The 24,924-nt window shown below is 68.8% G+C and carries 27 protein-coding genes; 21 read left to right on the top strand and 6 right to left on the bottom strand.

Annotated elements, in window-relative coordinates:
* Nucleotides 1-189 precede the first annotated feature (189 nt).
* From ACE11G_RS15380 to ACE11G_RS15355, 6 genes are all read left to right on the top strand, one after another.
* A complete protein-coding gene (locus ACE11G_RS15380) occupies nucleotides 190-678 on the top strand; it encodes a CarD family transcriptional regulator (RefSeq protein WP_006894267.1) in 489 nt (162 codons plus the stop codon).
* On the top strand, nucleotides 675-1,346 hold the full coding sequence (gene ispD, locus ACE11G_RS15375; RefSeq protein WP_375004172.1) for a 2-C-methyl-D-erythritol 4-phosphate cytidylyltransferase: 672 nt from the start codon (nucleotides 675-677) through the stop codon (nucleotides 1,344-1,346). The genes ACE11G_RS15380 and ispD overlap by 4 nt, the downstream gene beginning before the upstream one ends.
* Before the next feature lie 15 nt (nucleotides 1,347-1,361).
* The gene (gene ispF / locus ACE11G_RS15370; protein ID WP_062366353.1) at nucleotides 1,362-1,826 is read left to right on the top strand and encodes a 2-C-methyl-D-erythritol 2,4-cyclodiphosphate synthase; all 465 of its coding nucleotides are present in this window, start codon (nucleotides 1,362-1,364) and stop codon (nucleotides 1,824-1,826) included.
* Between the two features lie 11 nt (nucleotides 1,827-1,837).
* Complete coding sequence (gene cysS / locus ACE11G_RS15365) at nucleotides 1,838-3,232, top strand: cysteine--tRNA ligase (protein WP_375002973.1); 1,395 nt, start codon at nucleotides 1,838-1,840, stop codon at nucleotides 3,230-3,232.
* Entirely contained in the window at nucleotides 3,232-4,185 is a 954-nt protein-coding gene (gene rlmB / locus ACE11G_RS15360) for a 23S rRNA (guanosine(2251)-2'-O)-methyltransferase RlmB (RefSeq protein WP_006894272.1), read from the top strand. Before cysS ends, rlmB begins: the two co-directional genes overlap by 1 nt.
* Nucleotides 4,186-4,275: 90 nt before the next feature.
* Nucleotides 4,276-5,715: a phosphatase PAP2 family protein gene (locus ACE11G_RS15355; protein ID WP_233500115.1), complete on the top strand. Its 1,440-nt coding sequence runs from the start codon at nucleotides 4,276-4,278 to the stop codon at nucleotides 5,713-5,715.
* Here ACE11G_RS15355 and rarD read toward each other — a convergent pair.
* Together rarD and ACE11G_RS15345 are read right to left on the bottom strand one after the other, a co-directional pair.
* Entirely contained in the window at nucleotides 5,675-6,595 is a 921-nt protein-coding gene (rarD, locus tag ACE11G_RS15350) for an EamA family transporter RarD (RefSeq protein ID WP_278126059.1), read from the bottom strand. The two genes, ACE11G_RS15355 and rarD, sit on opposite strands and share 41 nt — an antisense overlap.
* Complete coding sequence (locus tag ACE11G_RS15345) at nucleotides 6,592-7,338, bottom strand: LamB/YcsF family protein (protein WP_375002970.1); 747 nt, start codon at nucleotides 7,336-7,338, stop codon at nucleotides 6,592-6,594. The genes rarD and ACE11G_RS15345 overlap by 4 nt, the downstream gene beginning before the upstream one ends.
* Before the next feature lie 42 nt (nucleotides 7,339-7,380).
* On the opposite strand from ACE11G_RS15345, the gene ACE11G_RS15340 reads away from it, so the two are divergent.
* Both ACE11G_RS15340 and ACE11G_RS15335 read left to right on the top strand, forming a co-directional pair.
* The gene (locus ACE11G_RS15340; RefSeq protein ID WP_375002968.1) at nucleotides 7,381-8,934 is read left to right on the top strand and encodes a carboxylesterase/lipase family protein; all 1,554 of its coding nucleotides are present in this window, start codon (nucleotides 7,381-7,383) and stop codon (nucleotides 8,932-8,934) included.
* A gap of 11 nt (nucleotides 8,935-8,945) precedes the next feature.
* A complete protein-coding gene (locus ACE11G_RS15335; protein ID WP_375004170.1) occupies nucleotides 8,946-9,401 on the top strand; it encodes a DUF2599 domain-containing protein in 456 nt (151 codons plus the stop codon).
* A gap of 57 nt (nucleotides 9,402-9,458) precedes the next feature.
* Here the strand turns inward: ACE11G_RS15335 and ACE11G_RS15330 are convergent, their stop codons facing one another.
* The 3 genes from ACE11G_RS15330 to ACE11G_RS15320 are packed head-to-tail and all read right to left on the bottom strand — an operon-like array spanning nucleotide 9,459 to nucleotide 12,045.
* Entirely contained in the window at nucleotides 9,459-10,322 is an 864-nt protein-coding gene (locus tag ACE11G_RS15330; RefSeq protein WP_278126064.1) for a metal ABC transporter permease, read from the bottom strand.
* Nucleotides 10,319-11,149: a metal ABC transporter ATP-binding protein gene (locus tag ACE11G_RS15325; protein ID WP_045536869.1), complete on the bottom strand. Its 831-nt coding sequence runs from the start codon at nucleotides 11,147-11,149 to the stop codon at nucleotides 10,319-10,321. Before ACE11G_RS15325 ends, ACE11G_RS15330 begins: the two co-directional genes overlap by 4 nt.
* A complete protein-coding gene (locus tag ACE11G_RS15320; RefSeq protein ID WP_045536871.1) occupies nucleotides 11,146-12,045 on the bottom strand; it encodes a metal ABC transporter solute-binding protein, Zn/Mn family in 900 nt (299 codons plus the stop codon). The genes ACE11G_RS15325 and ACE11G_RS15320 overlap by 4 nt, the downstream gene beginning before the upstream one ends.
* 145 nt (nucleotides 12,046-12,190) lie before the next feature.
* On the opposite strand from ACE11G_RS15320, the gene mshA reads away from it, so the two are divergent.
* The 7 genes from mshA (at nucleotide 12,191) to ACE11G_RS15285 (ending at nucleotide 18,971) form a co-directional block, all read left to right on the top strand.
* Nucleotides 12,191-13,510 carry a D-inositol-3-phosphate glycosyltransferase gene (gene mshA / locus ACE11G_RS15315; protein ID WP_006894283.1) on the top strand — a complete coding sequence of 440 codons (1,320 nt, stop codon included), beginning with the start codon at nucleotides 12,191-12,193 and terminating at the stop codon, nucleotides 13,508-13,510.
* On the top strand, nucleotides 13,507-14,094 hold the full coding sequence (locus tag ACE11G_RS15310; RefSeq protein WP_006894284.1) for a YbjN domain-containing protein: 588 nt from the start codon (nucleotides 13,507-13,509) through the stop codon (nucleotides 14,092-14,094). Before mshA ends, ACE11G_RS15310 begins: the two co-directional genes overlap by 4 nt.
* Nucleotides 14,095-14,179: 85 nt before the next feature.
* On the top strand, nucleotides 14,180-15,784 hold the full coding sequence (locus tag ACE11G_RS15305) for an AMP-binding protein (RefSeq protein WP_375002964.1): 1,605 nt from the start codon (nucleotides 14,180-14,182) through the stop codon (nucleotides 15,782-15,784).
* A gap of 60 nt (nucleotides 15,785-15,844) precedes the next feature.
* Nucleotides 15,845-16,588 carry a phosphoglyceromutase gene (locus tag ACE11G_RS15300; protein WP_006894287.1) on the top strand — a complete coding sequence of 248 codons (744 nt, stop codon included), beginning with the start codon at nucleotides 15,845-15,847 and terminating at the stop codon, nucleotides 16,586-16,588.
* A 49-nt stretch (nucleotides 16,589-16,637) separates the two neighbouring features.
* Nucleotides 16,638-16,943: a GNAT family N-acetyltransferase gene (locus tag ACE11G_RS15295; RefSeq protein ID WP_006894288.1), complete on the top strand. Its 306-nt coding sequence runs from the start codon at nucleotides 16,638-16,640 to the stop codon at nucleotides 16,941-16,943.
* A 181-nt stretch (nucleotides 16,944-17,124) separates the two neighbouring features.
* Nucleotides 17,125-18,285: a cell wall metabolism sensor histidine kinase WalK gene (locus tag ACE11G_RS15290; protein WP_006894289.1), complete on the top strand. Its 1,161-nt coding sequence runs from the start codon at nucleotides 17,125-17,127 to the stop codon at nucleotides 18,283-18,285.
* Nucleotides 18,282-18,971 carry a response regulator transcription factor gene (locus ACE11G_RS15285; protein ID WP_006894290.1) on the top strand — a complete coding sequence of 230 codons (690 nt, stop codon included), beginning with the start codon at nucleotides 18,282-18,284 and terminating at the stop codon, nucleotides 18,969-18,971. Before ACE11G_RS15290 ends, ACE11G_RS15285 begins: the two co-directional genes overlap by 4 nt.
* A gap of 57 nt (nucleotides 18,972-19,028) precedes the next feature.
* Here the strand turns inward: ACE11G_RS15285 and ACE11G_RS15280 are convergent, their stop codons facing one another.
* On the bottom strand, nucleotides 19,029-19,892 hold the full coding sequence (locus tag ACE11G_RS15280) for a hypothetical protein (protein ID WP_375002961.1): 864 nt from the start codon (nucleotides 19,890-19,892) through the stop codon (nucleotides 19,029-19,031).
* Nucleotides 19,893-19,971: 79 nt separating this feature from the next.
* On the opposite strand from ACE11G_RS15280, the gene ACE11G_RS15275 reads away from it, so the two are divergent.
* The 6 genes from ACE11G_RS15275 (at nucleotide 19,972) to ACE11G_RS15250 (ending at nucleotide 24,864) form a co-directional block, all read left to right on the top strand.
* Nucleotides 19,972-20,922 carry a Ppx/GppA phosphatase family protein gene (locus ACE11G_RS15275; RefSeq protein WP_006894292.1) on the top strand — a complete coding sequence of 317 codons (951 nt, stop codon included), beginning with the start codon at nucleotides 19,972-19,974 and terminating at the stop codon, nucleotides 20,920-20,922.
* 31 nt (nucleotides 20,923-20,953) lie between these two features.
* The gene (locus tag ACE11G_RS15270; protein WP_278126076.1) at nucleotides 20,954-21,769 is read left to right on the top strand and encodes a hypothetical protein; all 816 of its coding nucleotides are present in this window, start codon (nucleotides 20,954-20,956) and stop codon (nucleotides 21,767-21,769) included.
* Between the two features lie 10 nt (nucleotides 21,770-21,779).
* On the top strand, nucleotides 21,780-22,661 hold the full coding sequence (locus tag ACE11G_RS15265; protein WP_062366301.1) for a sugar phosphate isomerase/epimerase: 882 nt from the start codon (nucleotides 21,780-21,782) through the stop codon (nucleotides 22,659-22,661).
* Nucleotides 22,651-23,502: a thioesterase family protein gene (locus ACE11G_RS15260; protein WP_375002958.1), complete on the top strand. Its 852-nt coding sequence runs from the start codon at nucleotides 22,651-22,653 to the stop codon at nucleotides 23,500-23,502. Before ACE11G_RS15265 ends, ACE11G_RS15260 begins: the two co-directional genes overlap by 11 nt.
* A gap of 57 nt (nucleotides 23,503-23,559) precedes the next feature.
* Nucleotides 23,560-24,438 (top strand): pyrroline-5-carboxylate reductase, encoded by an 879-nt coding sequence (gene proC, locus ACE11G_RS15255; protein ID WP_006894296.1) that lies wholly within the window; start codon nucleotides 23,560-23,562, stop codon nucleotides 24,436-24,438.
* 183 nt (nucleotides 24,439-24,621) lie between these two features.
* Nucleotides 24,622-24,864, top strand: coding sequence for a helix-turn-helix domain-containing protein (locus tag ACE11G_RS15250; RefSeq protein ID WP_039866574.1), 243 nt, complete (start codon nucleotides 24,622-24,624; stop codon nucleotides 24,862-24,864).
* The last annotated feature ends 60 nt before the right edge of the window (nucleotides 24,865-24,924 follow it).

Raw genomic sequence — 24,924 nt, 5'->3', positions numbered from 1 at the left:
CGCCAGATTGTCCCGATGATATTAGCGCCGGGCCGTTCGGTTCAGGCGTGCAACTGTGCTTCCCGAAGGTGGCAGGCGGGGCGCAAATACCGTCGTTCACCTGCTTGCACCTCGGTTGACCTGCACCGTTGGAGAAGGCTGTCGGCCCTCGCGTGTTAGACTGGTTACATTCGAAAGGGGCAGTGGACATTGAATTTCAAAGTTGGCGACACCGTTGTATACCCCCATCACGGTGCTGCTCGAGTCGAAGACATCGTCATTCGGACCATCAAGGGTGAAGAGATCGAGTACCTGGTCCTGAAGGTTGCCGACGGTGACATGACAGTTCAGATCCCGTCCAGCAAGCTCGATTACGTCGGTGTGCGCGACGTGGTCGGCCAGGAGGGTCTGGATCAGGTCTTTCAGGTGCTGCGCGCACCGCACACGGAGGAGCCCACCAACTGGGCCCGCCGATTCAAGGCCAATCAGGAGAAGCTGATCTCCGGCGACATCATCAAGGTGGCCGAGATCGTCCGCGATCTGTGGCGCCGCGAGCAGGACCGCGGTCTGTCGGCAGGCGAGAAGCGCATGCTGACCCGGGCCCGGCGCGTGCTGGTCGACGAGCTCTCGCTCGCACAGCACACCAACGACGCCAAGGCCGACAGCATGCTCGACGAGATCCTGGCTGCGGCGTCCTGACAGCAGGCAGTGGCCCGGTAGCCGCACTGATCCCGGCAGCGGGAAGAGGTACACGTCTCGGTGAGACCGTGCCGAAGGCGTTCGTCGAGCTCGACGGCGTCACGCTGCTCGAGCTGAGCGCCTCGGCGGCACGCAGGTCCGGCGTCGTCGACGTCATCGTCGTGGCCGCACCTCCGGAACTGCTCGACCGCGCCGCGGCGCTCGTCCCGGACGCCGTCGTGGTGCCGGGCGGAGCCGAGCGGAGCGATTCGGTCCGGGCCGGTCTGGCGGCCGTGCCCGACGCGGAACTGATCCTGGTGCACGATGCGGCCCGGGCTCTAACCCCGCCGGCACTCTTCGCCTCGGTGGTCACCGCGCTCCGGGGCGGCGCCGACGCGGTGGTCCCGGGAATCGCGGTCGCCGACACCCTCAAACGGGTCGACGCCGACGGCTTGGTGCGGGACACTCCCGACCGGTCGGAGTTGCGTGCCGTGCAGACCCCGCAGGGTTTCACCGCACAGGTACTGCGCCGGGCGCACGACGCACAGGCAGACGCCACCGACGACGCCGGACTGGTCGAAGCCCTGGGCATCCCGGTTCGAGTGATCCAGGGTGACGCGATGGCGTTCAAGGTGACCACCCAGTTCGACCTGGCACTGGCCAGGCTCATCACCGCACAGGAGCACTGAGTGTCTGCGATGGACATGCGCGTCGGCGTCGGGACCGACGTCCACCCGATCGAGGCCGGCCGACCCTGCTGGATGCTGGGGCTGCTCTTCGACGACGCCGACGGCTGCTCGGGGCACTCCGACGGCGACGTCGGCGTTCACGCACTCTGCGACGCACTGCTCTCGGCCGCCGGGCTGGGCGATGTCGGCGCGGTCTTCGGCGTGGGGCGACCGGAGTGGTCCGGGGTCACCGGCGCGGCGATGCTCGGCCACGTCCGCGGCCTTCTCGACGAGGCGGGCTTCGCTCCGGTGAACGCCTCGGTGCAGATCATCGGGGAGCGGCCGAAGGTCGGGCCGCGTCGTGCGGAGGCCCAGCGGGTGCTGTCCGATCTGCTGGGGGCACCGGTCTCGGTCTCCGGCACCACCAGCGACGGACTGGGTCTGACAGGACGCGGCGAGGGCATCGCGGCGGTGGCCACCGCACTGCTGGCCCTCAAGTAGAATCGCAGGCCGTGACTCTACGCCTCTACGACTCGGCTGCCCGCGAGGTTCGCGACTTCGTTCCCCTTCGTCCCGGAACGGCATCGGTGTACCTGTGCGGTGCGACGGTTCAGGGCGTTCCCCACATCGGTCACGTCCGGAGCGGCATCGCGTTCGACGTGCTGCGGCGGTGGCTCGCCTACCGCGGGTTGGACGTGCTCTTCGTCCGCAACGTCACCGACATCGACGACAAGATCTTGAACAAGGCCGCCGAAGCGGGCCGTCCGTGGTGGGAATGGGCGGCCACGCACGAGAGGGAGTTCACCCGGGCCTACGACGCCCTCGGTGTGCTGCCGCCCTCGGCGGAGCCGCGTGCCACGGGCTTCATCACCCAGATGGTGCAGTACATGGAGCGTCTCATCGAGCGCGGTCACGCGTACGCCGCCGACGGCAACGTCTACTTCGACGTGCGCAGTCTGCCCGACTACGGAAGCCTCTCCGGCCACCGGCTCGAGGACGTACACCAGGGTGAGAGCGCGGGCACCGGCAAACGCGATCCCCGTGACTTCACGCTGTGGAAGGCCACCAAGCCCGGGGAGCCGTCGTGGCCGACGCCGTGGGGCGACGGGCGTCCCGGCTGGCACCTCGAGTGCTCGGCGATGGCGACCTCGCTGCTCGGTGCCGAGTTCGACATTCATTGCGGCGGAATGGATTTGATCTTTCCGCATCACGAGAACGAGATCGCTCAGAGCCACGGTGCCGGCGACGGCTTCGCTCGGTACTGGCTGCACAACGGCTGGGTCACGATGAGCGGCGAGAAGATGAGCAAATCGCTCGGCAACGTGGTCGCCATCCCGGCGATGCTGGAGCGGGCCCGGGCCGTGGAACTGCGCTACTACCTCGGGAGCGCGCACTACCGGTCAATGCTCGAGTACTCCGACGGCGCGCTGGCCGAGGCCGCGGCCGGCTATCGGCGTATCGAGTCGTTCGTGCGTCGCGTCGCCGAACGCGTCGGCGACGTCGAGGTCGGCGAGGTGAACGACGACTTCGCCGCCGCCCTCGACGACGACCTCGGAGTTCCGGCCGCGCTCGCGGCCGTGCACAACGCCGTCCGCGAGGGCAACACCGCCCTGGAGTCGGGCGACGGTGGCCGCGCGAGGCAGATCGCGGCGCAGGTGAGGGCCATGACCGCGGTCCTCGGGACCGATCCGCTCGACCCGCACTGGGCCGCCGAGGGCGTCGATGACGACGCTCACGCTGCGCTCGACGTGCTCGTCAAGGCAGAATTGGAGCGGCGGGCGCAGGCCCGCGCCGCCAAGGACTGGACCACCGCGGACGAGGTCCGCGACCGGCTCGCCGCAGCCGGCGTCGAAGTGACCGACACCCCCGACGGCGCCCAGTGGGCGCTCAAATCGAAGGAACACTGATGGCCGGAAACTCACAGCGTCGCGGGGCGACCAGGAAGGCCGGAAGCAAGAAGGGTCAGGTCGTCGGATCCGGCGGGCAGCGCCGGCGCGGTCTCGAAGGCCGCGGAGCCACTCCGAAGGCCGTCGACCGCACCTACCACCCCGCTCACAAGAAGGCGAAGGCCGCGGCCAAGGCCGCGGGGCGTCGCAATCACCGCAAGTCCGAGGACGGCGGTCCCGAGTACGTCGTGGGCCGCAACCCGGTCGTCGAATGTCTGCGTGCCGGGGTGCCCGCCACCGCGCTGTATGTGATGACGACAGTGGACGCCGACGAGCGCGTCAAGGAGGCGGTGCACACCGCGGGAGACCGCGGGATCTCGATCCTCGAGGTCGCGAAGCCGGAACTGGACCGGATGTCGCCGAACGGGCTGCATCAGGGGCTCGCACTGCAGGTGCCGGAGTACCAGTACGCGCACCCGGACGATCTCATGGCGGATGCCCTCGCCGCGCCGCAGGCGCCGTTGCTGGTGGCGCTCGACAACATCACCGACCCGCGCAACCTCGGTGCGGTGATCCGCAGTGTGGCCGCGTTCGGCGGACACGGTGTGGTGATCCCGCAGCGGCGCAGCGCGGGGATGACCGCCGTCGCGTGGCGAACCAGCGCGGGTGCTGCGGCCCGGATGCCGGTGGCGGCCACGCCGAATCTGAACCGCACCCTGCTCGACTGGGCCAAGAAGGGCGCCCAGATCGTCGGACTCGACGCGGGCGGCGACGTCTCGCTCGACGACTACGACGGCACGGGCCCCACGGTGATCGTCGTCGGGTCGGAGGGCAAGGGGCTGTCGCGTCTGGTTCGCGAGAACTGCGACTCGATCCTGTCGATTCCGATCGCGGGCGAGGTGGAGAGCCTCAACGCCTCGGTCGCGGCAGGTGTGGTCCTGGCGGAGTTCGCCAGGCAACGCCGCGTCGGCTGAGTGCTGCGGGTCACGTCGTTCGTTCGGTTGAATGACGATTGCGTCACTCTGATTCCTACTGTTAAGTATTCGTTTACTAACGTGTAAGGAATGTTTGCTGAGGATTCCTTGCGGTCGATGTGGGCGCAGCTGCGTTCGGGGCGCCGTCTCGAGTTCTCGGGCCGTGTCTGGGCGCTCATCGTCGGAATCCTGGTCGGGTTCGTCATTCTGATCGAGGTCGTCGCTCGGGTGAACCACCTGCGCGGACCGCTGGATCTCCTCGCCACCGATCTGGTGGGACGGCCGCAGATCGGTGAGATCAAGATCGCGGGCATGCTGCTCGCGCTCGTGTGCATGCCGTCGCGGATGCGACTGCCCGTGGTGGGCGCGGCCGTCGCACTCGAACTCGCCTGGAACACGCAGCGTCTGATCGTCGGCAACGCCCCGACCGTCGGGAACGGCATCCTGTTCGCGTTGATCGGCACGGCCGCCTTCGCGGGATGGCGACTGCACGGGCGCGAGCGGGCCGGAACTCTCAAGGCGGTGGGCCTCGGGCTGCTGTTGATCGTGATGGGTCGCGTCGGCGACGTGTGGCTGGTGCTGTCGAGCCGGGCCAACCCGAACGTGCTCGACGAATACGTCGAACTCGCCGACCGGGCCCTCGGCAGCCCGTCGTGGGCGATCGGCTCGGTGGTCTCCGGTACCCCGTGGCTCACCGAGGTCCTCAGCAAGGTCTACGTGTACCTGCCGGTGGCCGCGGCGGTGATCGCCTTCTTCCAACTCCGCAACAGCGCCCGCGACGGCTTCCCGCGGCATCACATCGTGCGGACCTTCCTGCTGATCGGGCTGATCGGTCCGGTGATCTACTTCCTGTTCCCCGTCGTCGGCCCCACCTACGCCTTCGGTCATGAGCTGCTGGGCGCGGACTGGCAGGACGTGTGGCCGCAGCAGTTGCCGGTGATCGGCGATCCCGCGGCGCACTACTACAACCAGAGCGTGGCACGGAACTGCATGCCGAGCCTGCACACCGCATGGGCGATGTGCATCTTCCTGCACGGATGGCGGGGTCCGGTGCTGTCGAAGGTGTTCGGCACGTTCTGGTTGATCTGCACCACCGGCGCGACCCTCGGCTTCGGCTTCCACTACGCGATCGACGTCCTCGCCGGAGCGATCTTCACCCTCACGCTCGAGGCTGCGCTCACCCGCCCCGAACTGGGCTGGTCGCGTCACCGGCTCGCGGTGGTCGTCTTCGGCACCGCGGCCTTCTCCGGGCTGCTTCTGGCCACGCGGTACCTGGCCGTCGAGATGTCCGACAGCGGTGTGCTCGGCGGGCTCGCGCTGATCGCCACCGTGCTCGCGGTGGCGGCGGCCTTCCTCACCGTGGAGATGCACCCCGGTCGCGATCGGATCCCGGCCGGCGAGATCCCCGCCGAGGCCGGCCCGATGGTGCGGAGGGGACGCGAATGGGCCGCCGCGGCGCGGACCTGGGGAAGCGAGGCCTGGTCCTCGATCACGCGCGAGGCGAAGAAGGCCGGTTCCACCAAGCTCTGAGGACGCTGTCGGTCGCCAGCAGCGCCAGCGCCACCCACACGATCGCGAATCCGATCCAGCGTTCGGGCGGCAGGTGTTCGTCGAGGATCAGCACCGCGCACAGCAACTGCATGATCGGTGTGACGAACTGGATCAGCCCGACGGTCACCAGCGGGATGCGACGGGCGGCAGCGGCGAACAGCAGCAGCGGCACCGCGGTCGCGACGCCGGAGAACGCCAGCAGGCCGGTGTGCCCGACGCCGTCACCGAACGTGAGACCGGCCGGAGTGAATGCGACGACCACCAGGATGACGGCCGCGGCCGGCGCCAGTATCGCCGTCTCCAAGGTGAGTCCGTGAAGCGCGGGCAGAGTGTCGCCGACCTTCTTCTTGACCAGCCCGTACAGGGCGAACGACGCGGCCAGGGCCAGCGCCGTGGTCGGAAACACGCCCGCGGCGAAGGTGAGATAGCCGCCCGCGACCACGCCGACCGCCACCGCCGCCCATTGCAGTGGCCGCAGGCGTTCCCGCAGCAGCACCACGCCCAGGGCCACGGTGGCGATCGGATTCAGGAAGTAGCCGAGGGCGGCGTCGCTGGTGTGGCCGGAGGTGACAGCTGCGACGTACACGACCCAGTTGGTGGCGATGAGCAGGGCGGCGGCGGTGACGCCGGCGATCAGCCGGGGTCGTCGGCGCAGCGGCGCGATCCACGACCAGTCGCGCAGCACGGCGAGAATAGCGGCGCACAGCACGAGCGTCCACAGGATGCGGTTGGCGAGGATCTCCCACGGACCGGCCGGGAGCATCGCGTCGAACAGGATCGGGAACAGGCCCCACAGCGCGTAGGCGCCGAATCCCGCGGCCACCCCGCGGGCGCTGTCGGCGGGTACGGGGGTTCTCACCGAGCGCGCACGTCGACGCCGGCGCGTGTGAGCGCGGCGCGGACACGACGGGCGTGCTCCACCGCGCCGGGGGTGTCGCCGTGCAGGCACACCGAGTCGGCGACCACTTCCACCACCGTGCCGTCGATCGCCGTGATCCGTCCGGTCTCCGCCAGCTCGAGCACTCGCGCGGCCACCTCGGCCGGATCGGTGAGCAGGGCACCGGGCTCGGACCGGGGCACCAGCGTGCCCTCGGGGGTGTAGCCGCGATCGGCGAAGGCCTCGCGGATGACCGGCACGTCCGCTGAGCCGGCGATCCGTTCCACCTCCGATCCGGGCAGGCACATGAGGGGGAGGCCGGACGCGGCCGCCGCCTCGACGACGACGCCGGCCTGCGTCGTGTGATGCACCACCGCGTTGTAGAGCGCGCCGTGCGGCTTCACGTATTCCACGGTGGCGCCGACGGATTCGGTGAGCGCCCGCAGAGCGCCGATCTGATAGACGATGTCGGCGAACAGGTCGTCGGGGGCGAGGTCCATGAAACGGCGGCCGAACCCGGACAGGTCCGGGTAGGAGACCTGCGCGCCGATCCGCACGCCGGCGGCGGCCGCCTCGCGGCAGGTGGCCAACAGTTCGCGCGGAGTGCCTGCATGGAAGCCGCACGCGACGTTAGCGCTCGTCACCAGGGTGATCATCGCCGAGTCGTCGCCGACCCCCTCGCCGAGGTCGGCGTTCAGATCGATGACGCGAGAAGAGAGGCCCACGGTGTCGATGGTAATGACCACGCTCGGGTTAGGGTCGACGCCATGGCAGTAATGGACACTGTGGTTCAGACCCTCGACGGTGCGGTCGACGGCAAGCGCGGGCGCGGAGCGCGTCGCGGCACCATCTCATGGCGGGGCATCCCCTTCGCGGAGCCGCCCGTGCGGCAGCACCGGTGGCGCGCACCGCGCCCGGTGACACCCTGGCCGGGGGTACTCGAGTGCTACGACTACGGGGCCGCACCGATCCAGGACAAGCTCTTCACGGCGCGCGGGGCCGGTAAGTTCCAGCCGCGCAGCGAGGATTGTCTGACCCTGAACGTCTTCGCGCCGTCGACCGTCTCGGCTACGCCGCGGCCTGTCATGGTGTTCAACTACGGCGGTGCCTACATCCTCGGCGGCACGTCGACGCCGATCTACGACGGCGCGTACCTCGCTCGGGCGCGCGACGTGATCGTGGTGACGGTGAACTACCGCTACGGTCCGCTCGGATTCCTCGACTTCAGCGAGTACTCGACCGACGAGCGGCCGTTCGACGCCAACGTGGGGCTGCGCGACATGGTCGCCGGTCTGGAGTGGGTGCAGCGCAACATCTCCGCGTTCGGCGGGGATCCGTCGCGGGTGACGGTGTTCGGTGAGAGCGCGGGCGGGTCGGCGGTGCTCACGCTGCTGTCCACGCCGTCCGCGAAGGGATTGTTCTCGGGAGCCATCTCGCAGAGCCCTGCCCCGGACCTGATCGTCAGCAAGGACAATGCGCGACTGTTCGCCGACGAGTTCGTCCGGATACTGATCGATCCCACCCGGCGCAAGGGGCCCGAGCGCGACGAGCCGCCTCACGATCCGGCGCTGGTGGCACGCGTCCTCGGGGGCGCCACAGCGACCGAATTGCTGCGCGCGGGCAACAAGCTGATCGGCTTCACCCGCGGTGCCCGGCTCACCGACCCGATTCCCTTCGCCCCGGTGGTCGACGGCGACTATCTCCCGCAGCATCCGCTCGACGCGGCGCGCGACGGCAACACCATCTCGGTCCCGACCATCATCGGCAACAACAAAGACGAGGGCGAACTGTTCGCCCGGTTCTGGAACATCCTTCCCGACAGCGACCAGGCACTCGTGGGGCTCGGCGACACCGGCGACGCCGATCTGCTGCAGAACCTCTATCCGGTCAAGCGCCGCGATGTGATGATCGCTGCCGATGCGACGTTCTGGACCCCGACGATCCGGTTCGCCGGGTATCACAGTGACCACGCGCCCACGTACGTGTACCGCTTCGACTACGCGCCGCTGCTGCTGAAGGCCACCGGAATCGGTGCGACCCACGCGACTGAACTGCTGGCGGTGTTCGGCACGTACCGGGATCCGATCGGCGTCGGTCTCGCCGCCGCGGGCAGTTGGGGGTCGACGAAGCGGATCACCGCGACGATGCAGTCGATGTGGAGTTGGCTCGCGCGCACCGGCGTGCCCGCACCGGACTGGCCGCGCTATACGCGCGAGGATCGCAGGGTGATGGTGCTGGACGATCCGACGCGCGTGGAGATCGATCCCGACCGGGACCGCCGCGAGGCATGGGACCGAATTCATCTGGGGGAGCCTTCGTGAGACGTCCCGCGATGATCGCGGCGGTGACGTGCACCGCCGCGATCGCGCTCGCGGGATGTTCCGGCGGGAACGAGTCGGCGGTGTCGCCTTCGGACTCGACCCCGACCCGGGTCACGGCCTCGTCCTCGGTCACGAGCAGCGCCCCGACGCCGGTGCTTCCGCCGCCGTACATCGCGTCGGCCGATTGGGTGCAGACCGAAGTGGGACCGAGCCTGCAGATCGCCCCCACTCCCAACGGCCGGAGGGTGCAGTCGCCGACGGCGGGCGACGAGGCGTGGCGCGAGGTCCTTCGACTCGATCCGGGCGCGGACACCCCGGGGATGAAGGCGCAGTTCGACTGTCACTGGACGTTCGCCCGCATAGTCCAGCCGGACAAGCCGACCTGGAACATCGAACCGAACCGTCCCGTGGTGTCGCCCGAGGAGATGATCTCGAGCCGCTGCAATCCGGGCGGTCCGGAGGAGTAGGGGACCGAGGGTCCCAGGCCGGTCGAGCGAGTCGAGGAGCGTCGCTCGGCCGCCGCCTCAGTCGCGCGACCGCATCCCCACCACGCGGCAGACGAGGTAGATGGCGAACGAGATGGTGGTGACCATCACCGACACCGGGAGTTCGGGCGCGAGCGACAGGATGAGCCCGCCGATGGCGGAGACTCCGGCGAAGACGACCGACAGCACCACCACGACCGTCGGATTGGCCGACAGCCGGACCGCCGCTGCGGCCGGAGTGATCAGCAGGCTCATCACTAGCAGGGCGCCGATGATCTGCACGCCCTGCGCGGCCGCGAGACCGACCAGGATCGCGAACACCACCGACAGCAGCCGCACCGGGACGCCGGACGCCGCGGCGACCCGCGGATCCAGGCTGGCGAACATCAGCGGACGGTAGATGATCGCGTACACCACCACCACGACCGCCGCGGTCACCGCGACGGCGATCAGTCCGGTGCGTCCGACACTCGCCACCTGCCCGGCCAGCAGTGCGAAGCCGGTGCCGACGCGGCCGTAGAGGCTCAGGAACAGCACGCCGAGACCGAGGCCGAAGGCCATGACGGCACCGATCACCGAGTCCCGTTCCCTCGCGCGGCGACCCAGGAGCCCGAACACCGCGGCCGCGAACACCGCGCCGATCACGCCGCCGATGTTCACGCCCACGCCGGCGAGCAGCGCCGCGGCCGCACCGGTGAACGAGAGCTCTGCGGCACCGTGGACGGCGAAACTCATCTGCCGTGCGACGATCATCGGACCCAGCAGGCCGCCGAGCAGCGCGAGCAACGCGATGGCGAGCACCGACTGCTGAACGAAGCCGCGGGAGAGCAGGTCTGCCGTCTGCGAGAAGTTCCAGAAGTTGCCGATGTCGGCGGCGAGCACGGTCGTCGTCGGCGCGATCACAGATCCTCCCCGGCGACCGCGAATCCGGCGTCGGTCCCGAGTACGTCGCCCGGATACTGATGAGCGACGCAGTGGTGATCGTCCTCGCCTCCGATCACCACGAGCCGCCCGCCGATCCGGAGCACCTCCACCGGGCTGCCGTACAGCTCGGTCAGGGTGCGCGTGTTCATCACCTCTTCGACGGCGCCGATGCGGAACGATCCGCCGGCCAGGTAGAGCACGCGGTCGACGAACGGCAGCACCGGATTGAGTTCGTGAGTGACGAACAGGACCGCGGTGTCATCACGCCGCCTCCGGGCGTCGAGCAGATCGACCACCACCCGCTGGCTCGCGAGATCGAGACTGGCGAGCGGCTCGTCGCACAGGAGGATGGCCGGGTCGCGGGTGAGCGCCTGCGCTATCCGGAGCCGTTGCTGCTCGCCGCCCGACAGCAGCCCCAGCGGCCGGTTCGCGAAGCCGGTGGCGCCGACCTGTCGGAGCGCCGAGTCGACGGCGGTGCGCCGACGGGACATACCGCGCAGCCCGATGCCCCAAGCGGAGCCGTCGACGCCGAAACCCACCAGGTCGCGGCCGCGCAGCATCATCGTGTCGGAATCCTCGGCGTGTTGCTGCGGCACGTATCCGAGACTGCCGTGAGCGGAGATGGTCCCGGTGGTGGGTTCGGTCTGGCCGAGGATCGCGCGCAGCAGTGAGGTCTTGCCCGAACCGTTGGGGCCGAGGACGGCGATGAACTCGCCGGGCGCGATGTCGAGATCGAGGCCGCGCCAGAGGACGCGGTCGCCGAACTGCAGTCCGACGTCGCGAAAGCTGAGTACCGCGTCGGTCATCCGTTCAACGCCTTCGCCAGCGCGTCGATCTGGCCGCGCTGCCACGCGATGTAGTCGGTCACGCCCTCGGGCAGGCTCTCGGTGAACTCGACCACCGGGATTCCCGCCTTGCGGGCGGTGTCGAGCACGGCCTGAGTGCTCGGGTCGACGGCCTGGCGGTTGTAGATCAGGACCTTGGCGCGGTGCTGGGTCAGCAGATCATCGAACTTCGCGCGGTCGGCGGCCGACGGCGACTGTCCCTGCTCGACGGCGTCGACGAAGCCCGGGGGAGCGATGTCGACCAGTCCGGCGTCGGTGAGGACGGCCGCGGCGAGCGGTTCGGTGGACGCCACCTCGGCGCCGTCGTGGTGCGCCTTGATGTCGGCCAGAGCGGCCCGCAGTCCGTTGATCTGGCTGTTGAAGACGCCGGCGCGGTCGCGGTAGTAGGCGGCGTTGGCCGGGGCGATCTCGGCGAGCTCGTTCGCGATCGCGTTCGCGGTGTCGGCGACGGCGGCGAGGTCGTAGAAGACGTGCTCGTTGCCGCGCGTCTTGTCCGACCGCACGTCCGCGGCCACCACCTCGGCACCCTTCGCGTCGGCGGCCGCCTCCTCCATGAAGTGGTCGTAGTGGTCGCCGTTCATGACGATGAGGTTGGCGTCCTGGACGCGAGCGGTATCCGCACTCGACGGCTCGAACTCGTGGGGATCGCCGTCGGGCGAGGTGTACAGGGCGCTGACGTCGGCGTGTTCGCCGCCCACCGCGCTCGCGACGGAGGCCCACACGTCGGTGGACGCGACGACGACGGGTTTGTCGGTGGGCGCGGGACCGTCGTTGCCGCCGCATGCGGCGGTGGCGACGGCGATGAGGAGGGCGAGGGGCGCCAGGAGGGCGCGGCGCGCGGACCCGGTCTTCGTCATCGGGAGGTTCCTTTGGAAGATAATGAAAATCGTTACCGGGAAAGTGTATTACCGGGGTGCCGTTGATGTCGAAGCGATGCTCAAGTGCGCATGAGTCGCCGCCTGCGCATGTGTCGAGCGCGGCCGGCCGCATTAGGCTGGGGTCATGACCGCTGGCTCCGCCCCGAGACGCATCGCTCTGATCTCGGTGCACACCTCCCCGTTGGCGCAGCCGGGCACCGGTGACGCCGGAGGAATGAACGTCTACGTCTGGCAGACGGCCACCAGGCTGGCGCGCCGCGGTGTGGAGGTCGAGATCTTCACGCGTGCCACGTCGTCGGCGGACGCGCCGGTGGTCGCGGCCGCCCCCGGGGTCACCGTGCGCAATGTGGTCGCGGGTCCCTTCGACGGCCTCGACAAGCGTGACCTGCCGAGCCAGTTGTGCGCGTTCTCGGCGAACGTACTGCGGGCGGAGGCCGCCCAGGAGCCCGGCTACTACGACCTGATCCACTCCCACTACTGGCTCTCGGGCCAGGTCGGCTGGCTCGCGCGCGACCGCTGGGGAGTGCCGCTCGTGCACACCGCGCACACGCTCGCCGCGGTCAAGAACGCCTCGCTGGCGGCGGGGGACGCCGCCGAGCCGATGCTGCGTGTGGTCGGTGAGCAGCAGGTGGTCGACGAAGCGGACCGTCTCGTCGCGAACACCGCCACCGAGGTCGGCGAACTGGTCCAGATGTACGGCGCCGATCCCTCCCGCATCGACGTGGTGGTTCCCGGCGCCGATCTGGACCGCTACTCCCCGGGCGACCGAGCGGCCTCCCGCGCCGCGCTCGGGCTGGATCAGAACGATGTGCTCGTCACCTTTGTCGGCCGGATCCAGCCCTTGAAGGCGCCGGACGTCCTGGTCTCGGCGATGGCGCCGCTGATCGCGGGCGACTCCTCCGGGCGTCTGCGCGTGCTGGTGGTGGGCGGACCGTCGGGCAGCGGACTGGCCCAGCCGTCGGCACTCATGGACCTCACTCGGCAACTGGGAATCGCCGACCGCGTCGACTTCCTGCCGCCGCAGCCGCCGGAGCGGCTGGTGCACGTCTACCGGGCGTCCGACCTGGTGGCGGTGCCGAGCTACTCGGAGAGCTTCGGGCTGGTCGCGATCGAGGCTCAGGCGTGCGGAGTGCCGGTGATCGCCGCGCGCGTGGGCGGACTCGGCGTGGCGGTGGACGACGGCCGCACCGGTGTGCTGGTGGACGGTCACGACATCGGCGTCTGGACCGACCGCCTCGCCGAACTCGTCGCCGACCCGGATCGCCGCGCGGGAATGGGGCGGGCGGCCGCTCTGCACGCGCGGCAGTTCTCGTGGGAGCACACCACCGACGCGCTGCTGGAGAGTTACGACCGAGCGATCGCGGCGTTCGGCGGCGACGTTCGACGCGATGCCGGGCGATTCGGCATCCGACGCTGGAGGAACCGATCGAGGGTGATGGTGTGAACGCAGACGAGACGGCCGCGGCCCTGAGCGCCGCTCTGGACGAGACCGGCATCGAGTACGTCCGGAAGTCGTCGGGCGGTGCGAAGTCCGAGCACTTCGTTCTCGAGCTTCCCGGAGAACGGAAGCTCAAGACCACGGTGCTGCTCACCGCCGGCGCGCACGGGGTCCGAGTGGAGGCCTTCGTCTGCCGCCGCGCGGACGAGAACCTCGAGGCCGTCTACCGGTATCTCCTCAAACGCAATCGCCGGCTCTACGGGGTGGCGTACACCCTCGACAACGTCGGCGACATCTACCTGGTGGGGCGGATCTCCGCGGAGGCGCTCTCGCGCACCGAGGTGGACCGGGTGCTCGGCCAGGTCCTCGAGGCCGCCGACGGCGACTTCAATCAGATCCTCGAGATCGGTTTCCTCACCTCGATCCGTCGCGAATGGGCCTGGCGCAAGGCCCGGGGCGAGTCGATGCGGAACCTCGCGGCCTTCGAGCACCTGATCGACGAGGACGATCTGCCGCAGATCGCGCCCCTCGACGATCCCGACGCGGAACCGGTGTGGTCGGTCGGCGACGCCGGAACAGCCCCGTCGTAGTGTCTCGAATGTCGGGTAGCGTGGGGACCTGATCAACACGACAATGCCCATTGTCGAATATCCCGTCATCTCCAGAAGGGTCACCATGAGCTTCGCATCGCCGTATCCCGACGTCGAGATCCCGAACGTCAGCGTCTACGACTACCTGTTCGGTGGACTCGAGGAGAACGACCTCGACCGGGTCGCGCTCATCGACTCGAAGTCGGGTGCGCAGACCACGTACCGGCAGTTGGTCGGACAGATCGACGCCGCGGCGGGTGCGATCGCGGCGCGCGGGCTCGGCGTCGGCGACGTGGTCGCGATCCTGTCGCCCAACATCCCGGCGTTCGCCACGGTGTTCCACGGCGTGCTCCGCTCCGGCGCGACCGCCACCACGCTCAATGCACTGTTCACCGCACCCGAGATCAAGAAGCAGCTCCTCGACTCCAAGGCGAAACTGCTCATCACCATCTCACTGCTCGCGCCGGCCGCGATCGAGGCGGCCCGCGAGGTGGGACTGGCGGACGACGCCGTGATCGTGCTCGACGGCCAGGGCCAGGCGGCCACCGGGCATCCGAACGCCGCCGAACTCCTGGGCGGAGGGCATCGCGCACCGGAGGTGAGCTTCGACCCGGCCACCCACATCGCGGTGCTGCCGTACAGCTCGGGCACCACCGGCAACCCCAAGGGCGTGATGCTCAGTCACCGCAACCTGGTCGCCAACGTCGCGCAGATCGAGCCGCTGCAGGGGATGAAGTCCGACGACGTGATCCTCGCCGTCCTCCCGTTCTTCCACATCTACGGCATGACGGTGCTCCTGAACGCCGCACTCAAGGCCCGGGCGAGCCTGTTCGTGATGCCGCGCTTCGACCTCGTCGAGTTCCTCGAGGGCATCCAGAAGCACAAGGTCACCTATGCCTTCATCGCGCCGCCCGTGGCCGTCGCGCTCGCCAAGCATCCGATCGTCGATCAGTACGATCTGTCGTCGCTGCACACCATGCTCTCCGGCGCGGCGCCGCTGGACGAGGAACTGGGTCGAGCTGTGGCCAAGCGTCTCGGCCTGCACATGCTGCAGGGCTTCGGCATGAGCGAGCTCTCGCCGGTGAGCCACCTGATCCCGTTCGACGGCGGTACGGGCACGCGCGGTGTCGAGGCACCGCTGTCGTCGGTCGGCTGGGCCGTACCGAACTCGGAGAACCGGATCGTCGATCCGGCCACCGGGGAGGACATCGACATCCCCGCCGACGGCGTGTCCGAGCCCGGTGAGCTGTGGGTCCGCGGACCCAACGTGATGGTCGGCTACCTCAACAACGAGGCGGCGACCGCCGAGACCATCGTCGAGGGCGGCTGGCTGCGCACCGGCGACATGGCGACGGTCGACTCGACCGGCTGCGTCACGATCGTCGACCGGCTCAAGGAGCTCATCAAGTACAAGGGTTATCAGGTTCCGCCGGCCGAGCTGGAGGCGCTGCTGCTGACGCATCCGAAGATCGCCGACGTCGCGGTGGTCGGCGCGCTCGACGCCGACGGCGAGGAGATCCCGAAGGCCTTCGTCGTGGTCGCCGAGGGCGCGGAGCTGACCGCGGACGAGGTCATGGCGTTCACCGCCGAACGCGTCGCGCCGTACAAGAAGGTCCGGGCCGTCGAGTTCATCTCGGCCGTCCCCAAGTCGGCCTCCGGCAAGATCCTCCGCAAGGATCTGCGGAAGTAGGCGGTCGGGGCGCGTCACTCGGTCGCTCGACCGCCGCGGCCGTATGGGAAACTATGCGGCATGAGCAACGGCACCCTGATCCTGATGCGACACGGCGAGAGCGAATGGAACGCGTCCAACCAGTTCACCGGCTGGGTCGACGTCGCCCTGACCGACAAGGGACGGGCGGAAGCCGTCCGTGCGGGAGAACTGCTGGTGGAACACGATCTGCTGCCCGACGTCCTGTACACGTCGCTGCTGCGCCGTGCCATCACCACCGCGCAGATCGCGCTCGACACCGCCGACCGTCACTGGATCCCGGTGGTCCGCGACTGGCGGCTCAACGAGCGTCACTACGGCGCGCTGCAGGGGCTCAACAAAGCGGAGACGAAGGCGAAGTACGGCGACGAGCAGTTCATGCTGTGGCGCCGCAGCTACGACACCCCGCCGCCCGCGATCGCGCCCGACAGCGAGTACAGCCAGGTCGGCGATCCGCGCTACGCCGGCATCGAGGTGCCCCTCACCGAGTGCCTTCAGGACGTGGTCGAGCGGCTGATCCCGTACTACACCGAGGCCATCGAGGCGGACCTGCGCGCCGGTAAGAACGTTCTGGTCGCCGCCCACGGCAACTCTCTGCGGGCTCTGGTGAAGCACCTGGACGGCATCTCGGACGCCGACATCGCCGGGCTGAACATCCCGACCGGCAACCCGCTGCGCTACGACCTCGGCGACGACCTCCGCCCGACCACCGCGGGCGGGGTGTACCTGGATCCCGAGGCCGCGGCCGCGGGTGCGGCAGCCGTTGCGGCGCAGGGCAATAAGTAGCCCGAATCCGCATGGCGCCGCCGGTGTGGCCTGCGCTACATTGGTACGTATGACTGACGGTACTCTAGAGGTCACCCATCTCTCGGTGCAGGAGCGCTACCGCGCCCATCTGACCGACGGAGACGGTGAACCGGTCGAGGTCGGGTACATCGACTACACGCAGGACGGTGATCGGCTCGCGCTGACCCACACCGTCGTCTACGAGCGCTTCGGCGGGCGCGGCTTCGCGGCCCAGTTGGTCAAACACGTTCTCGAGGACGTTCGCGCCAACGGGCAGCGGGTCGTGCCCGTCTGTTCGTATGTTCAGAAGTACGTCGAGAAGCACCCCGAGTACTCGGACATCGTCGTCTCCTGATCGTTAATCTCCCCGCAACCCAGGAGAACCCGGCGTGAACGAGCGCCGAAAACTGTTCGCCCAGGCTGCGAACACCCGTCGATCCGACGTAAGCTTCGGGATGTGTCCGGCGATCGGACACATTCTGTTCGAATGTCGTTGAGGCGAAGCAGGGAGTCGTGCGGCGGAAGACGCGATCACGGTGAGTACCCGATCTGACGAATCCGGTTCGGAGGACACACCACTGGAAGATCTGGTGATCGTCGACGACGGCCGGTCAAGGCCCGACCTCCTCGGACTGATCGTCGCGCACACCACCACCGGGATGGTCGCCGTCGACGAGTTCCACAACGTGGTCCTCTACAACAAGCGCGCCGTCGAACTCGGCATGGTTCGCGACACGATCGCCGACGGAGTGGCCGAGGCCGTCACCGAGGTCTTCGTCACCGGCATCGATCGGCATTTCGATTTCGTTCCGCCGCATTCGTCGCTGGGCTTCCTGTCGACGGGCCGCACCATGCCGCGGCAGGTGGAGAACGTCCGCTGCATCGCACGGCTCGCGTCCCGAGACGGCGAGCGGTACGCCCTGGTGTTCGGCGACGACGACTCCACCAATCAACGGGTGGAGGCCACGCGACGCGACTTCGCCGCCAACGTCTCACACGAGTTGAAGACGCCGCTCGGCGCCATCAGCCTGATGGCCGAGGCGATGCTCGAGTCGCGCGACGACCCCCAGGCGGTGGAGCACTTCGGCCGTCGGGTGCTGAAGGAAGCGACCCGGATGGGCACGCTGGTCAACGAGCTGATCGGGCTGTCGCGCCTGCAGGAGGGCCGGATTCCCGAGTTCCAGGCGGTCGACGTCGACTCGCTGGTGGAGGATGCGGTGGCCGCCGCCGGCGTCTCCGCGGAGGTCGCCGAGATCGAACTCGTCGCTGATGCGGCCAGCGGACTGCAGATCCAGGGCGACCGCACCCTGCTGCTGACCGCACTGTCGAATCTCCTGGTGAACGCCATCAATCACTCGCCCGCGGGCGAGGTGGTCTCGGTGAGCCGCAAGGTGGTGAACCTCGACGACGAGGAGATGGTCGTGATCGCGGTCACCGACCGCGGTATCGGGATCGCACCCGCCGACCAGCAGCGGGTCTTCGAGAGGTTCTTCCGCGTCGACAAGGCGCGGTCGCGCGCGACCGGCGGCACCGGGCTCGGGCTGGCGATCGTCAAGCACGTGGCGGCCAGTCATGGCGGTCACATCGGACTGTGGAGTCGGCCCGGAACCGGATCGACCTTCAGCCTGTACATCCCCATCGACCCGGCTTCACCGAGCGACGACGGGTCGACGAACGCAGAGGAACTCACGAGTTGACGCACGTACTGATTGTCGAAGACGAGGAATCGCTGGCCGATCCGCTGGCCTTCCTGCTCCGTAAAGAGGGGTTCGAGGCCAGCATCGTCAACGACGGTTCGGAGGCGGTCTCGACCTTCGAGCGAGTCAATCCCGACATCGTCCTGCTCGACCTGATGCTGCCGGGTGTCTCCGGCACCGAGATCTGCAAGTCGATCCGGGCCAAGTCGGCGGTGCCGGTCATCATGGTGACCGCGCGTGACAGTGAGATCGACAAGGTCGTCGGACTGGAGCTGGGGGCCGACGACTACGTCACCAAGCCGTACTCGGCACGCGAGCTCATCGCCCGCATCCGCGCGGTCCTGCGGCGCGGGGGAGTGGTGGCCGACGACGAGGACGCCGCCATCGGCGTCGTCGAGGTGGGACCGGTGCGGATGGACGTCCAGCGGCACACCGTGACGGTCTCGGGCGAGGAGGTCACGCTGCCGCTCAAGGAGTTCGACCTCCTGGAGTATCTGCTCCGGAACTCCGGCCGGGTGCTCACCCGCAGCCAGCTGATCGACCGGGTGTGGGGCGCCGATTACGTCGGCGACACCAAGACGCTCGACGTGCACGTGAAGCGTCTGCGTTCGAAGGTCGAGCCCGATCCGTCGCAGCCGCGCCATCTCATCACCGTCCGCGGCCTCGGATACAAGTTCGAGCCCTGACAGAGCAGCGGGCCCTGACAGAGCAGCGAGCCCTGACAGCGCAGCGGGCCGGTGCGGTCACAGCTGTTCGTACTTGATGTCGGTGCTTCGGCGGGAGGTGGCCGCGGCGGTCGCCGGATGCACCGCGACGAGTCCGAGGTCGTTGCGCCGGCGGCAGGCCGCCGCGAGAACCTCGTAGGCCGCATCGCCGATGAGCTCGATCAATTCGGGCCGGTACGACTCGAAGACCTGCTTGGCGCCCGTGTGCGCCTCGGGTGAGCCGGAGCAGTACCAATCGAGGTCGTGGCCGCCCTCGCCCCAGCCCCGGCGGTCGAACTCCGTGAGCGTGGTCTTGAGGATCTCACTGCCGTCCGGCCTGCTCACCCAGTCCTGCTCGCGGCGCATCGGCAACTGCCAGCAGACCTCGGGTTTCACCGTCAGCGGCTCGATGCCGCGGCGCAGCGCCATCGAATGCAGCGCACAGCCCTGACCGGCGGGGAATCCCGGGCGGTTGAGGAAGATGCACGCTCCGTCGTGCAGACGGGTCTTGAGCGACGGTTCGCCCTCCAGATCCTCGGCCTCCTCGAGGTAGCCGTCGTCGCCGAGCGGGTCGGGCCCCGAACCGCGGTCGAAGAGCTCCCAGTCGTCGCGCGTCAGGAGCGCCACTCCTGCGGCGAGCTTCTCGCGATCGTCGTCGTCGGTCAGGTAGGCGCCGTGTGTGCAGCAGCCGTCCGACTGCCGGCCGGCGACGATTCCGTGACACGCCGGGGTGCCGAAGACGCAGTTCCACCGCGACAGCAGCCACGTCAGGTCGGCGCTGATCAGGTGCTCGTCGTCGTCGGGGTCGACGAACTCGTACCACTCGCGCGGGAAGTCGAGGGGCACTTCGGGGACGCGGTCATTCCGCCGCTTCTTCCCGGGCTTCTTACTAGAGCCAGACACGGGGTTCCTCCATCGGTACAACGCTCCACGGTAGACCTTCGGCTCGCATCGCCGTCCGCCGCGCAGTAATTTTGGTCAGGTGCGATTAGGAGTGCTCGACGTGGGCAGCAACACCGTTCATCTGCTGGTGGTCGACGCGCATCGGGGCGGTCATCCGACGCCGATGAGTTCGACGAAGGCGGTGCTCCGGCTGGCGGAGGAGATCGACGGCACCGGAAAGATGACCAAGGCCGGTGCGGATTCGCTGACCGCGACAGTCAAGGACTTCACCCGGATCGCCAAGGCCTCGGGCTGCGAGCAGGTGATGGCCTTCGCGACCTCCGCGGTACGCGACGCCACCAACACCGGAGAGGTCCTCGACCAGGTCAAGAAGGCCTCCGGGCTCACCGTCGACGTACTGGAAGGCGTCGACGAGGCGCGGCTGACCTCCCTCGCGGTACGCCGCTGGTACGGCTGGAGCGCGGGCCGGATCCTCACCTTCGACATCGGCGGCGGCAGCCTGGAGATGACCAACGGGGTCGACGAGGAGCCGGATGTCGCGCTGTCGCTGCCGCTCGGCGCCGGGCGGCTGACGCGCGAATGGCTGCCCGGCGACCCGCCGAGCAAACGTCACGTCTCGGTGCTGCGGGACTGGCTCGACGCCGAGCTGAAGCAGCCCGCCAAGGAACTCCGTGCCGCGGGGAAGCCGGATCTGTCGGTGGGTTCGTCGAAGACCTTCCGGTCGCTGGCGCGTCTGACCGGTGCCGCGCCCTCCGGTGCCGGGCCGCGGGTGCGACGGACGCTCACCGTGAGCGGCCTGCGTCAACTGATCGCGTTCATCTCGCGCATGACGGCCGCCGATCGCGCCGATCTGGAGGGGGTCAGCGCCGATCGCGCGGCGCAGATCGTGGGCGGCGCACTGGTGGCGGAGGCGGCGATGAGGGCCACCGGTGTGGATACACTTGAGATCTGTCCGTGGGCTCTGCGGGAGGGCGTCATTCTCCGTCGTCTGGATGCGGAGCCGGCCGGGGCGATGGTGAGCACCGGCTAGTCGATCGACTTTTTACGGGGGTACCCCAGGTATGGCGAAGGATTCCGAACCACGCGCGAAGCCGATCACGGTCTCGGAACTGATCGCTCGATCCGAGTCGAGCGGTTCCGCGTTTCCCAAGTCCGACGAGGACGACCGCCCGACGCGACCGGTCATCGGGGCATCCGGAATGCCGTCGCACGTTCCCGCCGCACCGAAGCTCCCCGACCCCGTAGACGACGCCGATCCGAATGTGGTGACCGGAATCATCCCCATCGTCGGCGACGATGACGAGTCGCCGCTGGCGCCGGTGCCCGGCGACGATCTGGTCGGCGTCGACCTGCCGCCGCTGGAGTACCGGTCGGCCGTCACCGATCCGGGCCCGGAGCCGGACCCCGATCTGGTCGGTACCGCGCAGTTGAGCCCGATCACCGACTCGGCGGCAGAGCCGGTGGCCGGCGACGACGTCGCCGACGATCATCGCCGTGTCGCGTCGGCCGCCGATCTGGAGGCCGCGGAGGCCGAAGAGGCCCAGGCCGAGATGGAAGCCCAGCAGCGTGCCGAACACCTCGCCGAAGAGGAGTCGGAGAAGCGCAGGAAGTCGCACAGTCCCTCCGCACTGATGGGCTGGCTGAGTCTTATCGCCGAGGTGGTGATCGGTCTGGCTGCCGGTGCCGGTCTGTTCTGGGGCTTCACCGAACTGTGGAAGCGCTACATCTACCTGGCGCTGATCCTGGCCGTCGTGGTGATCTTCGCGATCGTCACCTTCGCCCACGTCCTGCGGAAACGAGATCTGCCGACCACATTGTTGGCGCTCGGCGTCGGAATGCTGGTGACCATCGGGCCACTGGTCCTTCTGGCGGCCTGAGTCGGTCCCGGTGTCGCAACTGCGTTTCCCGATCCCGATCGGGCTGTCCACCGCGTCGGTCTACCCGCAGAGCACCGAAGCAGCGTTCGGCTACGCCGCCGATCTGGGCTACGACGGGGTCGAGTTGATGGTGTGGGGGGAGGGCGTGAGCCAAGACATCGCCCACGTCGCCCATCTGTCCGCTCGGTACCAGGTGCCGGTGCTCTCGGTCCACGCGCCGTGCCTGCTGATCTCGCAGCGCGTGTGGGGACGTGACCCGAAGGCCAAGCTGCGGCGATCGGTGCAGGCGGCCGAAGACCTGGGGGCGACGACGGTCGTCGTCCACCCGCCCTTCCGCTGGCAGCGCGACTACGTGCGTGGCTTCGACGATCTCGTCAAAGAACTGGAGGCCTCCTCCGATGTGGCGGTGGCCGTGGAGAACATGTTCCCGATGCGGGCCGACAGGTTGTTCGGCGCCGGTCACAAGGCGGCCAGGCGGATGGCAGAGCGGGGCGGGTCTCCGGGACCGAGCGCGTCGGCCTTCGGCAAGTCCATCGATCCCACGGTGGACGGATACGAGCACTACACCCTCGACCTCTCCCACGCCGCGACGGCAGGCGCCGACGCCCTCGCTCTGCAGACGCGGATGGGGGCCGGACTCGAGCATCTGCACCTCACCGACGGCACCGGCGCCGCCCACGACGAGCATCTGATCCCCGGGGACGGCTCGCAGCCGTGCATCGAAGTGTGCAAAAGGCTCGCCGACAGCGACTTCTCCGGCGCCGTGATCCTCGAAGTGCACACCGGATCGGCGCGGACCCGGAACGAGCGCGCCGCGATGCTCGCGCGGTCTCTGGACTTCGCCCGCACCCATCTTCACCGCGACCCGAAGGACACTCGGCATGACGACTGATCTGGCCTCCCTGACCGACCTGGAACCGATCGGGGTGAGCTCGGACGGCCGCGCGGCCTATCGAGCCCGGATCGATCCGGTCTTCACGATCGGGCCCAAGGTGCACGGCGGGAGCGTTCAGATGGTGGTCGCGGCCGCCGCCGAGCGTGCCTACCGCGATCTGGGCGGGCCGGACCCGCAGGCGGCGGTCCTGGCCGTCTCGAGTGATTTCCTCCGGGCTCCGGATCCGGCGGAGGTCGACGTGACGGTGTCGTTGGTGAAGACCGGCGCGACCGTGTCGCTGGTGCGAGTCGATGTGCGCCAGGACGAGCGCGTCTGCGTGACGTCCACGGTGACGCTCGGGCGCCCGGATCACGGAGACGCGCGCTACCGGGGCCACTCGAGCGTCGCTGACCTGCCGGCCGCCCCGCCGGCGGGTTCGGCCGACCTCTACTCCACGCCGGTCGGCGAGGTGGTGCATCTCGGGGCGGCACTCGACGTGGTTCTGGACATGGACCGTTTCCCGGCGCTTCGCGGCGAGACCGGCGACCCGGTGGTCCGCGGCTGGACTCGACCCAAATGCGCCGACCGCCTGCCCGTCGCCGTGAGCGCGGGGTTCCCGATCCTGGTGTGCGACCTGTCTCCTCCGGTGGTGATGAACCTCGGTATGTTCGGCTGGGCTCCCACGGTGCAGCTGACCACCTACCTGACCAGAGTCCCCGCTCCCGGATGGCTGCGATTCGCGGCCGAGAGCCAGGAGGTGGGGCAGCGGATGTTCGCCGAGGACCACATCGTGGTGGACTCGACCGGTGCGACGGTGGCTCGCTCGCGGCAACTGGCACTGACCCCCGCCGGGCGATGACTCTCCCCGGCGCTGATACGCAAGACTTCGACAAACTGTGAAAGGTAGTGATCGCCCATGACCGAGCGGGTCGCGATTATCGGTGGCGGCAAGATCGGCGAGGCACTCCTCGCCGGACTGATCAGCGCGGGGAAACCCGTCAAAGACCTGGTGGTCGCCGAGCGCTCGCCGGAGCGGTCGGCCGAGTTGGTCGCCGACTACGGCGTCCGGGTCTCCGACGACATCCCCGACGCCGTCGAGGGGGCGCGCGTGGTCTTCATCGCGGTGAAGCCGGACGCCGTCGACATGGTGCTGCAGAAGCTGTCCGTCGCCGAGGACAACGGCGAACTGGAGCGGATCACGGTCACCCTCGTCGCAGGTATTCCGACGCCGCGGTACGAGGCGGCGCTGCCCGCCGGTTCGCCGGTCATCCGCGTGATGCCGAATACGCCGATGCTGGTGAACGAGGCCATGTCGGCGGTCAGCCCCGGCCGGTACGCCGAAGACGACCAGGTGGCGCTCACCGTCCGCCTCCTCGAATCGGTCGGCAAGGTGATGGTGGTGCCCGAGAAGCTGATGGACGCCGTCACCGCGATCTCCGGCTCCGGTCCGGCGTACTTCTTCCTGATGGTGGAGGCGATGATCGACGCCGGTGTGGCGCTCGGACTGACCCGTCCGCAGGCGAGCGAACTGGCCGTGCAGACGATCAAGGGAGCCGGGTTGCTCCTGAGCGAGTCGGGACTGTCGCCGGTGGAACTGCGCGCGGCCGTCACCTCGCCCGCCGGTACCACCGCGGCGGCGTTGCGCGCGTTCGAGCGCGAGGGCCTGCGGCATGCGGTGAACGAGGCCACGCTGGCTTGCGCGGAGACGAGCGCCAAAACTGCACGTCGAGTGGAAGTTGAGGGTTCGGGCGGAGGTGTCCAGCTGGGCGCCGAGACCGCAAGCGAGCAACAGTAGCGCCTCAGCCTGCGCTTATCCGGGATCTGCCGTCGGCGCGGCGAGTTGCACCCCTGGGATTCCGCCACTCACGTCGCACTTTTCACATTGGTCACGCTAGGCTGCTAGCAGCACGTACGTGTCTGATGTCCGCCGGAGGGGAAGCCGGTGGCCGCGATGCGTGCACTGAAGGTTGGTATTTTCATGGCTGCTGCAGAAAAGCCCGGCGAACGGAATGAATTCACTGATCGCGGAGTCGGCAACTCCTCCGCCACGCAGTTCCTCACCGTCGCCGAAGTCGCATCGCTGATGCGAGTGTCGAAGATGACCGTGTACCGACTCGTCCACAACGGTGAACTGCCGGCTGTGCGCGTCGGCCGGTCGTTCCGCGTTCACGCCAAGGCCGTGCACGAATACTTGGAGACCTCGTACTTCGACGCCGGCTGACCGGTCGAGATCGCCTGCGATCCCCCTCGCGCCCCGCGCCGAGGGGGTTTCGGCGTCTCT

Origin of the sequence: Gordonia sp. PS3, assembly GCF_041950545.1 — a bacterium.
Taxonomy (GTDB): domain Bacteria; phylum Actinomycetota; class Actinomycetes; order Mycobacteriales; family Mycobacteriaceae; genus Gordonia; species Gordonia sihwensis.
The sequence above is the reverse complement of the archived record's forward strand: the minus strand, read 5'-3'. Positions and strand labels throughout refer to the sequence as shown.